Genomic DNA, 12,323 nt, shown 5'->3' on the forward strand with positions numbered 1-12,323 from the left:
AAGGTGCTAAATGATCGATTAATATCCACAGGCGAAATCGACGTTTCGCCTCAATAATCAGCAAAAGCTAAAGTAGATCCTGCAGTACCGGGATGAGCGGCTCGTCGGCCGGCGGCATCGGATAATCGCGCAGCGCCTGCGGGCGCACCCATTTGATTGCCTGGCCCTCACGGCCATGCGGAACGCCTTCGTAACGGCGGCAGACATAAAGCGGCATCAGCAGGTGGAACGTATCATAGCTGTGACTGGCGAAGGTCAGCGGCGCAAGACACGCCACCTTCGTCGAAATGCCGAGCTCTTCGTTCAGTTCACGCACCAGCGTTTCCTCCGGCGTCTCGCCGGGTTCGACCTTACCGCCGGGGAATTCCCACAGGCCGGCAAGAGACTTGCCTTCCGGCCTCTGTGCCAGAAGGATACGCCCGTCCGCATCGATCAGCGCACAGGCTGCGACCAGGAGCAGCTTCCTTCCGGCGTCGCTCATTCGCAGCGCTCCTGCCAATAGCAATAGTGATAGGCATCACGGAAGCCGAGACGCTCATAGAGAGCAATCGCCGGTGCGTTGGAGAGCTTCACCTGCAGCCAGGCGGTACGGGCGCTGCGCATCCGCGCCCAGCGCAGTGCCGAAGTCAGGATCTCGATGCCGAGCCCCTTGCGGCGATGGCTGTCAGCGACCGAAAGCGACATGATGCCCGCAAGATCGTTGTCCTGCACGCAAAGGACCGTTGCCAGCGAGCCCTGGACGGTATCCTCGATCATGAAAAGGCCGGATGGCGGCTTGATTGCCGAGATGATCTCGGCAAGCGCCGGTTTCAGAGAAAGCTGCGCCTGATCGACGGCGAGATTGGCATCAACGAACCGGCCAACATCGTGGGTCGGAAGATGATCGAGCGTATCGGGCAGATCGGCCTGCGAGAGATCGCAGACCATGACGGCCGTTTCATCGAAACGCTTCCATCCCTGCTCCCTAATCAGGTCGATCAGAACAGGCGAGGCAAGTGGAGTCTCACGCACGACGGCAGGACGGCCATAGGCCTCGAATTTGCGGCTTGCCTTCTCCAGCCTGATCTCGACATCGCGATGGTCGGAGGGATCGAGCGGCACAATGGAGTTCAGGCGGTTGGAGGGATGGCCCGCCGTCAGGCGAACCTGCCAGCTTCCGTCATATTGTACGGAAGCGGCCGGCCAGGCGCGAAAGCCCACGGCTTCCAGCCGCCGGACTAGCGGCAGGTTCTGCTTCGGAAGGGATGCCTGCATCAACGAACGATCAGCTCCGGTAGTCGCCATTGATCGCAACATATTCCTTGGTGAGGTCGCAGGTCCAGACCGTAGCCTTGCCGGAGCCGAGGCCAATATCAACTTTGACAGGAATATCCTGCTTCTTCATCACGGCGGAGGCCGCATCCTCGGAATAGGAGGGGTCGCGCTCACCGTTGACGGCAACGCGCACATCGCCGAACCAGATGGCGAGCCGGTCGCGATCGGCCATTTCACCGGCCTTGCCGACGGCCATGACAATACGGCCCCAGTTGGCGTCCTCGCCTGCAGCCGCCGTCTTGACCAGCGGCGAATTGGCGATGGAAAGGGCGATCGTCTTGGCAGCAGCATCGCTCTCGGCGCCGGTCACGGTGATTTCAAGCATCTTCGTGGCGCCCTCGCCGTCGCGGGCGACCTGGATCGCCAGATCCTTGAGGAGCTCGTTGAGGGCTGCGCGGAATGCACCGAGCTGCGGATCGCCCGCGCTCGTGATGCGAGCCTGTCCGTCGGCTGCTGCGGCACCTGTCGCAAACAGCATCAGCGTGTCCGAGGTCGAGGTGTCACTGTCGACGGTCATGGAGTTGAAGCTCGGCTCGACACCGGCAGACAGCAAAGACTGCAGGGCGGAAGACGCGATATCGGCATCCGTGACGACGAAGGAAAGCATGGTCGCCATATCGGGCGCGATCATGCCGGCTCCCTTGGCGATGCCGTTGATCGTCACCTTCACACCGCCGATTTCGGCAGTGCGGGTCGCAACCTTCGGATAGGTGTCAGTGGTCATGATGGCCTTGGCGGCCTCGAACCAGAAATCGCCTGTCGCATCGGCGTGCATCTTGTCGAGCACACCGGCAAATTTGGTGGCGTCGAGCGGTTCACCGATGACGCCGGTCGACGCAAGAAAGATTTCATTTTCGCCGCAGCCGACGGCAGCGGCGGCCGACTTTGCGGTGAGCTCAGTCGCAGCGCGGCCCTTCAGGCCGGTGAAGGCATTGGCATTGCCGGAATTGACGACGACGGCGCGTGCCGTGCCATGCGGCAAGTTGGTCCGGCAGAAATCGACGGGCGCGGAGGGGCACTTCGATTTGGTGAAGACGCCTGCAACGGCAGCCGGCGCATCAAAGACCATCATCAGCACGTCCGTCCGGTTCTTGTACTTGATGCCGGCAGAAGCGGTCGCCATGCGCACGCCGCGAAGCGCGGGCAGCGAGGCAAAGGTTTTCGGGGCAAGCGGAGAAACGGTAGCGGACATGAGATGCGACCTGCCAATGAGCATTTCCAGGCGAAATGGAAACCGGTCCGCCGTCCGGAAATGCGACAACAAACGATGTTCGAGCATGATGCCGAAAAGTGTGAGCGGTTTTCGGACGACGTCATGCTCTATTTTTTGATTTAGATCCGGATTCAGATTTTAGGCCGATCAGGCCCAAAATCATCCGGATCTAATGAAGGGCCCGGAAGAACCGGGCCCAGATGCTGATGATTACTGCTGCGGCGCGGGGGCCGGTGCCGGAGCAGCGCCCGGCTCAGGCTGCTTGTTCGCGTCTTCGTAACCCTTGCGGAGCGTTTCGTCCATGATCTCGACCTTGGAGGAAGCCTTGGCCTGGTTGAGGAGCGCAAGATACTTGTCGCGCATGACGAGCTGACGAACCTGGTCCTGCACCTGCTCGAATGCCGGCGGCGGAGCGTCGCGCTTATCCTCGACCTTGATGACGTGATAGCCGAAGTCGGTCTTCACAGGGGTCTTGGAATAGGTGCCCTTCTCAAGCGCGAAAGCGGCATCCTCGAATTCCTTGACCATGCGGCCACGGCTGAAATAGCCGAGGTCGCCGCCGTCATCCTTGTTCGGATCGGTGGACTTTTCCTTGGCGAGCTCGGCAAAGTCCTTGCCGGCGTCGAGCTGCTTGATAACGTCCTTGGCTTCGTCTTCGGTCTTGACGAGGATATGGCGGGCGTGAACTTCTTCCTGCTTCGGCAGGGCGGCGACTTCCTTGTCGTAGCGTGCCTTCACGTCGGCATCGGTTACGGTGTCAACGACATGCTTCTTGAAATAGGCGTTGTGAAGTTCACGGTCGGTCAGATACTGCATGCGCTTCTTGAAGTCGTCCGTCTGGTCGAGCTTCTCGGCGGTGGCATCGGCAGCAAGCAGCTTCACATCGATGGCGGCAGAGAGGGCGGCTACCTTCTTCTGGTCGTCAGGGAGCTGCGCAAGCTGCGGGTCGAGATTGGCCACAGCCAGATCGAGTTCCGACTGGTGGATTTCCAGATTGCCGACCTTGGCGACGACGGCATCATCGGCATAGGCCGGAGCCTGGAAGGCGACGAAGGCCGTAAACGCCAGCGCAGCAAGTTTGTTGGTGCTCAACATCAAATAACCCTTCACAATTATACCCGCCGGCTTCAGCTTTCGTGAATCCAGCCCGAAAACAGCCTTCAACACCGGAATGTGGCCTTTCTATATCAGCCAAATCCGTTGACATCATTTGCCCCCCCTCTTATCTGTCACGCAACCTCGCGTCCAGAACAGTTTCCGGGCGTTTTCAAGCGTGCGCCTGTTTTTCGGCTGGGTAGCGAATAAGAAACGTCGGGGAAGAATATTCAGAAAGGGCCAGTCATATGGTCAGCTTTGGCGGTATTGCCCGCAAGTTATTTGGCTCAGCCAACGATCGCCGCGTGCGATCCTTCCAGCCGAACGTCGCCGCAATCAACTCTATTGAGGAGAAGACCAAGGCGCTGACGGACGAGCAGCTTGCCGCAAAGACGGTGGAGTTCCGCGCGCTCCTTGCAGAAGGCAAGACGCTGGACGATATCCTGATCCCGGCCTTTGCGGTCGTGCGCGAAGCCTCCCGCCGCGTCCTCGGCATGCGACCTTTTGACGTACAGCTCGTCGGCGGCATGATCCTGCATTCCAACGCCATCGCCGAAATGAAGACCGGCGAAGGCAAGACGCTCGTCGCTACCCTGCCGGTCTATCTGAACGCGCTTGCCGGCAAGGGCGTGCATGTCGTCACCGTCAACGACTACCTCGCTCAGCGTGACGCGGCGAACATGGGCCGCCTCTACGGCTTCCTCGGCCTGACCACGGGCGTCATCGTCCACGGCCTTTCCGACGAGGAGCGCCGCGACGCCTATGCCTGCGACATCACGTACGCGACTAACAACGAACTCGGCTTCGATTATCTGCGCGATAATATGAAATACGAGACGAACCAGATGGTGCAGCGCGGCCATAACTTCGCGATCGTCGACGAAGTGGACTCGATCCTGGTCGATGAAGCGCGCACGCCGCTCATCATCTCCGGCCCGCTCGACGACCGCTCCGACCTCTACAACACCATCGACACCTACATTCCGCTGCTGACGCCGGAAGACTATGAGATCGATGAAAAGCAACGTTCGGCAAACTTCTCCGAAGTCGGCACCGAGAAGCTGGAAAACCTGCTGAAGCAGGCCGGCCTCCTGAAGGGCGCCTCGCTCTACGACATCGAGAATGTGGCGATCGTTCATCACATCAACAATGCGCTGAAGGCCCACAAGCTGTTCCAGCGCGACAAGGACTACATCGTCCGCAACGGCGAAATCGTCATCATCGACGAATTCACCGGCCGAATGATGCCGGGCCGCCGCTATTCGGAAGGCCAGCATCAGGCGCTGGAAGCCAAGGAAAAGGTGCAGATCCAGCCGGAAAATCAGACGCTGGCCTCGATCACCTTCCAGAACTACTTCCGCATGTACAACAAGCTTGCCGGCATGACCGGCACGGCCCAGACGGAAGCGGAAGAATTCGGCAACATCTACAATCTCGACGTTCTCGAGGTGCCGACCAACCTGCCAATCCTGCGTATCGACGAAGACGACGAGGTCTACCGGACCGTCGAGGAGAAGTACAAGGCGATCATCACCGAGATCCTGGACGCCCACAAGCGCGGCCAGCCGGTGCTCGTCGGTACAACCTCGATCGAGAAGTCGGAGTCTCTGGCAGAGCTGATGCGCAAGCAGGGCTTCTCCAACTTCCAGGTTCTAAACGCCCGCTATCACGAGCAGGAAGCCTATATCGTTTCCCAGGCTGGTGTGCCGGGCGCCGTGACGATCGCCACCAACATGGCCGGCCGCGGTACCGACATCCAGCTCGGCGGCAACCTTGACATGCGCATCGACCATGAGCTTGCCGAAGTCGAGCCAGGCCCGGAGCGCGACGCAAAGGTCGCGGCGATCCGCGAAGAAATCAGGGCGCTCAAGGAAAAGGCGCTTGCGGCAGGCGGTCTCTACGTCGTCGCCACCGAGCGCCATGAAAGCCGCCGCATCGACAACCAGCTGCGTGGCCGTTCCGGCCGTCAGGGTGACCCCGGCCGCTCCAAGTTCTACCTGTCGCTTCAGGACGACCTGATGCGCATCTTCGGCTCCGACCGCATGGACAGCATGCTGCAGAAGCTGGGTCTCAAGGAGGGCGAGGCGATCGTCCATCCCTGGATCAACAAGGCTCTGGAACGCGCGCAGAAGAAGGTCGAAGCTCGCAACTTCGACATCCGCAAGAACCTTCTGAAGTACGACGACGTTCTGAACGACCAGCGCAAAGTCATCTTCGAACAACGCGTCGAGATGATGGAAGCGCCGAACATTTCCGAGACCGTATCGGACATGCGTCGCGAAGTGGTCGACGATCTGGTCACGACCCACATTCCGGAACGCGCTTACGCCGAGCAGTGGGATGCCGTCGGCCTGAAGACGCAGGCCGCCAACATCCTCAACCTCGACCTTCCGATCGAGGACTGGGTGAAGGAAGAAGGCATTGGCGAAGACGATATCCGCGAACGCCTGACGGAAGCCACCAACGCCGCCTTCAACGAGAAGGTCGAGCGCTTCGGTCCCGATATCATGCACTATGTTGAGCGCCAGGTTGTCATGCAGACGCTCGATCATCTGTGGCGCGAGCACATCGTCAACCTCGACCATCTGCGTTCCGTCATCGGCTTCCGCGGTTACGCCCAGCGCGATCCGCTGCAGGAATACAAGTCGGAAGCCTTCGAGCTCTTCCAGGCGCTGCTCAACAACCTGCGTCAGGCCGTCACGGCACAGCTGATGCGCGTCGAGCTGGTGCAGCAGGCTCCGCCGCAGCCGGAACCGCCTGTCATGCAGGCCCATCACCTCGATCCGACGACCGGCGAGGATGAGTTTACAAATACGACCTATCAGGCGCTTGAAGTCACCGTCCCGCCGGAAAACCGCAACCCCAACGATCCATCGACCTGGGGTAAGGTCGGCCGTAACGAGGCCTGCCCCTGCGGCTCGGGCAAAAAATACAAGCACTGCCATGGTGCTTTCGAACAGGTCTGAGAATGGCGCCTTCGGGCGCCATTTTTCTTGGTATTTCCGCCCAATTATGGATCACAGTGGCAGGCAATGCCGCCTCGTTGGGCATACCGTTTCTTAACTCTGATCTGGCAAGACTTGCCGGTGCGAATGCCCTGCCCTTAGAGTTTTGCGTGTTAAAATGGCGGTCATAGAAACAGCGGAAAAAATGCTGCCCGCGGGGCTGCGGCCGATCGCCAGCCGCGTGCTGCGTATGCTCGCCGCCGTGCTGACCGAACGGGGCGACAAGGCAGCCGCACAGCGCATGGCGTTGATCGCCTTCTCGATCCGCATCCTGAGCGCGGCCCTCGCCTTCCTGTCGCAAATCGTGCTCGCCCGGCTGATGGGCGAATATGAATACGGCATCTTCGTCTTCGTGTGGGTGCTGGTCGTCCTCTGCGGTGATCTTTCCTGCCTCGGTTTCCACACCGCGATCGTCCGCTTCCTGCCGCAATATCGCGCCGCCGGCGCCTTCGCCGAAATCCGTGGCCTCACCGCCACCGCGCGCGTTTTCGCGCTGCTCTCGGGTACGACCGTTCTCATCGCCGGCATGTTCGGTCTGCATTTCTTCGGCGACAGAATCGAGAGCTATTATCTGGTGCCGATCTTCCTCGGCCTTATGGCCATGCCGATGATCGCGCTCGGCGATATCCTTGAAGGCACGTCACGGGCCAATCATTGGCCCGTCATGGCGCTCAGCCCGGTCTATATTGTCAGGCCGATCCTCATCATCCTTTTCATGCTGACTGCGATCTTCTTCGGCGCACCGCACACGGCAGTCACCGCCATGCAGGCGGCACTCGCGGCAACCTTCGTCACCGCACTCGGCCAATATGCCGCCACCCTCTATCGGATGCGCAAGCATTACGATGCCGGCCCCCGCAAGGTGGATTTCGTGGAATGGCTGGGTGTTGCCTTCCCGATCTTCCTGATCGAGGGCGTGAGCTTCCTGCTGACCAATTCCGATGTCGTGATCGTCGGCATCTTCCTGGAGCCGCATGACGTCGCGATCTATTTTGCAGCGGCCAAGACCATGGCTCTGGTGCATTTCATCAATTTCTCGGTGAAAGCTGCCTCCGGCCCGCGCTTCTCCTCGATTATCGCCGAAGGCAACCGGGCCGATCTCGCGGTTGCGGCTATCGATGCTGCCCGCTGGACCTTCTGGCCTGCTCTCGCCGTCGGTCTCGCGGTCCTGGCGGCCGGGCATCTGCTGCTGTCGCTTTTCGGCGGCGCATTCACGGCCGGTTATATGCTGATGGCGATCCTGCTGGCCGGTATCCTCACCAAGGCTCTGGTCGGTCCCGCCGAGACGCTCCTGATGATGGCAGGCAAGCAGAACCTCTGCGTCGCCCTTTATGCTGGAGCGCTCGCCGCCAATGTCGGCCTTAATATCCTGCTGATCCCGCACTACGGCATCGTCGGCACGGCGATCGCCACGGCCTCCGCAATGGCCGTGGAAGCGATCCTGCTGCATGTCTTCGTGCGCCGCGCACTCGGCTTTACGCTTTTCGCCTTCGCAACCCCTTCCGCCGCAACGCCAGAAATGAGAGCCCGATAGATGGTGCGTGTACCACCCATCACCGAGAGCACCGACAGCAACGCGAACCGCATGGTTCACGATCTTGCCGCTCTCAAGTTCGAAGCCCCGCAGGCTGAAGCACGGATCGAAATCGGCCGGCTGGGGCGCGAGCTCTGCCTTTACCCCGGTAAGCTGGGTTACGATCTGCAGGAAGAATTGGACTTCCTCTCCAACCGTGCGATGGAGCCGAACGTCTTCTTCAGCGGCCGTTTCCTGGCGCCTGCCATGCCGCGGCTGGAAGACCGGCAGGTCAATTTCGCGATCATCCGCGACGAGAACGAACATCGCAGCCGCATGCGCCTGCTCATGCCCTTCTCTGTCGACAAACCCGGTTTCGCCGTCGGCCCGTCGATCATCCGCGGCTGGGCAAACAGCTTCGGTCCGCTCGGTACCCCCTTGGTCGACGCCGAGGATGCGGCGGAGACGCTGGACAACCTCTTCGAAGGCCTGATCACGCCGGACCTCGGCCTGCCGGGCACACTGGTGCTGCCGGACGTCCGGCTGAACGGCATCTTCGTGCGCATGGCAAAGGCCGTTGCGCTCAGCCGCAATCTGCCGCTGACCGTCGCCAATCCCTATGAGCGGCCGATGCTGCAGAGTGATGACGATGCCATGGTTTATCTCGGCCGCACCGTATCTTCCTCTCACCAGCGCGAGATGCGCCGCCAGTGGCGGCTGCTCGAAGAGCTCGGCAATGTCGTCCACACCGTCGCCCGCCAGCCGCGCGAAATCCACATGCGTTTCGAGGAATTCCTGGCGCTGGAAGCCGGCGGCTGGAAGGGCAAGCGCCGCAGCGCGCTGGTGACCGACCGCTATCACACCGCCTTCGCCCGCGAGGCCGTCTCCAATCTGGCGGAAGTCGATGCCGTGCGCATCCACACGATCGACATTAACGGCAAGGCGATCGCCGCCGTGGTCGTGCTTATGATGGGCGGCGAGGCCTATACCTGGAAGACCGCCTATGACGAAAACTACTCCCGCTATTCGCCGGGCAAGCTGTTGATGAGCGAATTGACCGAATGGCATCTTGACGATGCCAATGTCGTGCGCTCGGATTCCTGCGCCGTCTCCGATCATCCGATCATGAGCCGCTTCTGGCAGGAACGCGAGGAGATGGGCACGTTGGTGATCGGCCTCACCCAGAACGGCGACCGCGACATGCGACAGGTCGCGGCCCAGCTTCACATGTACCGCAGTACCCGCAACATGGCGAAGATGCTCCGCGAGAAGATCATGTCGCTTGCCGGCCGGGGTTAGTTTTCAGCTTCCGCCGCAGCCTTTTCCCGTAACAGCCGGCGGATGACTTTGCCTGTGGTTGTCAGCGGCAGCGCATCGACGAATTCGACCTCGCGCGGATATTCGTGCATCGAAAGCCGGGTTTTCACCCAGTCCCGGATTTCCGCTGCCAGCTCCGCACTCGGGCTGTAGCCTGGCGCAAGCACGATATAGGCCTTGACGATCTCCGTACGCAGCGCATCTGGCTTGCCGACGGCAGCGGCAAGCTGCACGGCCGGATGGCCGACGAGACAGTCCTCGATCTCCGCCGGCCCTATGCGGTACCCGGACGAGGTGATGACATCGTCGTCACGGCCGGCAAAGGTGACGTAGCCCTCCGCATCCTGCCGGCCGATATCGCCGGTCAGCATCCATCCCTTGGCGTACTTCCTGCTGGTCGCATCGGGGTCGTTCCAGTAGCCGAGGAACATCACCGGATCGGGACTGGCAATGGCGATCTGCCCCTGCTCGCCGACCGGCACTTCGTCGCCCTCGTCGCTGACAACAGCAACCCTGTGGCCGGGCGAAGCGCGCCCGATCGCACCAGCCTTCGTCACCCCGAAGGCAGCGCTCGAAGACAGCACGAAATTGCACTCCGTCTGCCCGTAAAATTCATTGACGGTAATGCCGAGCGTACGGCGCACCCACTCATAGGTTTCGCGCCCCAGGGATTCACCTGCCGAACCGATGGTGCGCAGCACGAGATCGTATTTCGAACGCGGCTCCTCGACGGATTTCAGGAGCCGGAGTGCCGTCGGCGGAATGAAGGCATTACGCACCTTCATTTCGGCCATGATGCGATAGGCCATGTCCGCATCGAATTTCTGTGCCGGCGAGGAAACAACAGGCACGCCGAGCAGCAGGCTCGGCAGCAGCGCATTGAGCAGCCCGCCGGCCCATGCCCAGTCAGACGGCGTCCAGACCTTGTCTCCGGCCCGCGGGAAACCCTCATGGGCAAACTGCATGCCGGGAATATGGCCGGCGAGAACACGGTGGCCATGCAGCGCGCCCTTCGGCGGCCCCGTGGTGCCCGACGTGAAGATCATCAGCGCTGGCTCGTCGGGGCCGGACTGCACAATTTCGAATGTGGAAGAATGGGCGGAAACCAGATCGGCAAAGCCGAGCGTGCTCGCGGAGGCCCCATCGACGCTGATGACATGTTTGACGTCAGGCAGTCGGTCGCGGATCTGGTTGATGCGTCCAAGCCCGAAACCATTGGTGACGACGGCTGTCGCACCTGCGGCCTTCAGCCGGTACTCCAGCGCCTCGACACCGAAAAGCAACGCGAGCGGCAGCGCGATTGCGCCCATCTTGTAAATAGCCACATGCGAAATGACCGTCTCGAAGGATTGCGGCAGGAGCAGCGCTACACGCTCTCCCCGGCCGATACCAAGTGCTGAAAGCGCATTGGCGAAGGATGAGGAGCGGGCGGCAAGCTCGCCATAGGTCAATGACAGATGGTGACTGTCGGGACTGAAATGTTCGAGGCAGACGCGATCAGGATCACGCGCGGCCCAATCGTCGCACACGGCGCGGCCGATATTGAAACCCTCTGATATCTGCCAGGAGAAATCGCGGTAGAGCGTGTCATATCGATCGCCGGGCGGCAGTTTCATGGGCATGATCCGGTAAAATGCTGCACCAGCTAACACCTCACCGACCGAATGCGCAAGCGGTGTAATCCGCAAGGATAAGACGACATTCGGCCCGCTCATCAGGTATTATTGCGCTAACTGCAAAACACATTCTCCGTCAGGCTCGCTGAGACTTCGGCGATTTCTGCGCTACATCATGTGCATGCGCCTGGGGAGTCGCTGAAAATCATCGCGGAGCACTTTCATGGAATATGTAAAACTCGGGAAGACCGGTCTCGAAATCTCGAAGATCTGCCTCGGCTGCATGACCTATGGCGATCCCAACCGCGGAAATCACGCTTGGAGCCTGCCGGAAGAGGAAAGCCGCGCGCTCCTCAAACAGGCGATCGATCTCGGCATCAATTTCCTCGACACGGCCAACACCTATTCTAATGGTTCCTCCGAGGAGATCGTCGGCCGCGCCATCAAGGATTTCGCCAAGCGCGAGGATATCGTACTCGCGACCAAGGTCTTCAACCGCATGCGGCCCGGGCCGAATGGCGCCGGCCTGTCGCGCAAGGCGATCTTCGACGAAATAGACAACAGCCTGCGCCGCCTCGGCACTGATTACGTCGACCTCTACCAGATCCACCGCTGGGACTATACGACACCGATCGAGGAAACGCTGGAAGCCCTTCATGACATCGTGAAATCAGGCAAGGCGCGTTATATCGGCGCTTCTTCCATGTATTCCTGGCAGTTCGCCAAGGCGCTCTACACCTCGCGCCTCAATGGCTGGACGGAATTCGTCAGCATGCAGGACCACGTAAACCTGCTCTACCGCGAGGAAGAACGTGAAATGCTGCCTTTCTGCGAGGACCAGAAGATCGCCGTCATTCCCTGGAGCCCGCTTGCCCGCGGTCGCCTGACCCGTGACTGGGATGAGAAGACCAACCGCAGCGAAACCGATGAATTCGGCAAGACGCTCTATAAGCAGGCCGAAGAGGCCGATCGCAAGATCGTCGAAAAGGTTGCCGAAATCGCCAGGGCCCATGGCGTTTCCCGCGCGCAGGTCGCCACCGCGTGGATCCTACAGAAGAGCGCAGTCACCGCCCCGATCATCGGCGCTTCCAAGGCGCAACACCTGACGGACGCCGTCGGCGCGCTGACTGTGAAACTCAGCGCCGATGATATCGCCGCACTCGAAGCACCCTACATCCCGCATAACGTCGCCGGCTTCAAATAAGCCGCCGCGTGATAGCCTCTCTCCGCCGATGTGGAGGAGGCTCATT

The 12,323-nt window shown here is 60.7% G+C and carries 9 protein-coding genes; 4 read left to right on the forward strand and 5 right to left on the reverse strand.

Translation table 11 applies throughout. The annotated features are described in order from the left end of the window. Positions 1 to 67: 67 nt before the first annotated feature. The 4 genes from mutT to AB8B33_RS20430 all read right to left on the reverse strand — a co-directional run bounded on the left by mutT (position 68) and on the right by AB8B33_RS20430 (position 3,622). Positions 68 to 481: an 8-oxo-dGTP diphosphatase MutT gene (gene mutT / locus AB8B33_RS20415; RefSeq protein ID WP_439016700.1), complete on the reverse strand. Its 414-nt coding sequence runs from the start codon at positions 479 to 481 to the stop codon at positions 68 to 70. After that, positions 478 to 1,284: a GNAT family N-acetyltransferase gene (locus AB8B33_RS20420; protein ID WP_439016701.1), complete on the reverse strand. Its 807-nt coding sequence runs from the start codon at positions 1,282 to 1,284 to the stop codon at positions 478 to 480. The genes mutT and AB8B33_RS20420 overlap by 4 nt, the downstream gene beginning before the upstream one ends. Further along, positions 1,265 to 2,506: a bifunctional glutamate N-acetyltransferase/amino-acid acetyltransferase ArgJ gene (gene argJ, locus AB8B33_RS20425; protein WP_113319665.1), complete on the reverse strand. Its 1,242-nt coding sequence runs from the start codon at positions 2,504 to 2,506 to the stop codon at positions 1,265 to 1,267. Before argJ ends, AB8B33_RS20420 begins: the two co-directional genes overlap by 20 nt. Positions 2,507 to 2,737: 231 nt before the next feature. Further along, entirely contained in the window at positions 2,738 to 3,622 is an 885-nt protein-coding gene (locus AB8B33_RS20430; RefSeq protein WP_113319666.1) for a peptidylprolyl isomerase, read from the reverse strand. A 248-nt stretch (positions 3,623 to 3,870) separates the two neighbouring features. Here AB8B33_RS20430 and secA point away from each other — a divergent pair, with 248 nt between their 5' ends. The 3 genes from secA (at position 3,871) to AB8B33_RS20445 (ending at position 9,439) form a co-directional block, all read left to right on the forward strand. Continuing rightward, positions 3,871 to 6,588: a preprotein translocase subunit SecA gene (gene secA / locus AB8B33_RS20435; RefSeq protein ID WP_113319667.1), complete on the forward strand. Its 2,718-nt coding sequence runs from the start codon at positions 3,871 to 3,873 to the stop codon at positions 6,586 to 6,588. Between the two features lie 157 nt (positions 6,589 to 6,745). Then, on the forward strand, positions 6,746 to 8,161 hold the full coding sequence (locus AB8B33_RS20440; protein WP_439016702.1) for an oligosaccharide flippase family protein: 1,416 nt from the start codon (positions 6,746 to 6,748) through the stop codon (positions 8,159 to 8,161). Further along, complete coding sequence (locus AB8B33_RS20445) at positions 8,162 to 9,439, forward strand: GNAT family N-acetyltransferase (RefSeq protein WP_439016703.1); 1,278 nt, start codon at positions 8,162 to 8,164, stop codon at positions 9,437 to 9,439. It begins immediately after the preceding gene. Here the strand turns inward: AB8B33_RS20445 and AB8B33_RS20450 are convergent. After that, a complete protein-coding gene (locus AB8B33_RS20450; RefSeq protein WP_439016704.1) occupies positions 9,436 to 11,073 on the reverse strand; it encodes an AMP-binding protein in 1,638 nt (545 codons plus the stop codon). The two genes, AB8B33_RS20445 and AB8B33_RS20450, sit on opposite strands and share 4 nt — an antisense overlap. 223 nt (positions 11,074 to 11,296) lie before the next feature. On the opposite strand from AB8B33_RS20450, the gene AB8B33_RS20455 reads away from it, so the two are divergent. Beyond that, positions 11,297 to 12,277, forward strand: coding sequence for an aldo/keto reductase (locus tag AB8B33_RS20455; protein WP_439016705.1), 981 nt, complete (start codon positions 11,297 to 11,299; stop codon positions 12,275 to 12,277). Positions 12,278 to 12,323 lie beyond the last annotated feature (46 nt).

Origin of the sequence: Rhizobium sp. 768_B6_N1_8 (assembly GCF_051811225.1) — a bacterium.
In the GTDB taxonomy this organism is placed as follows: domain Bacteria; phylum Pseudomonadota; class Alphaproteobacteria; order Rhizobiales; family Rhizobiaceae; genus Rhizobium.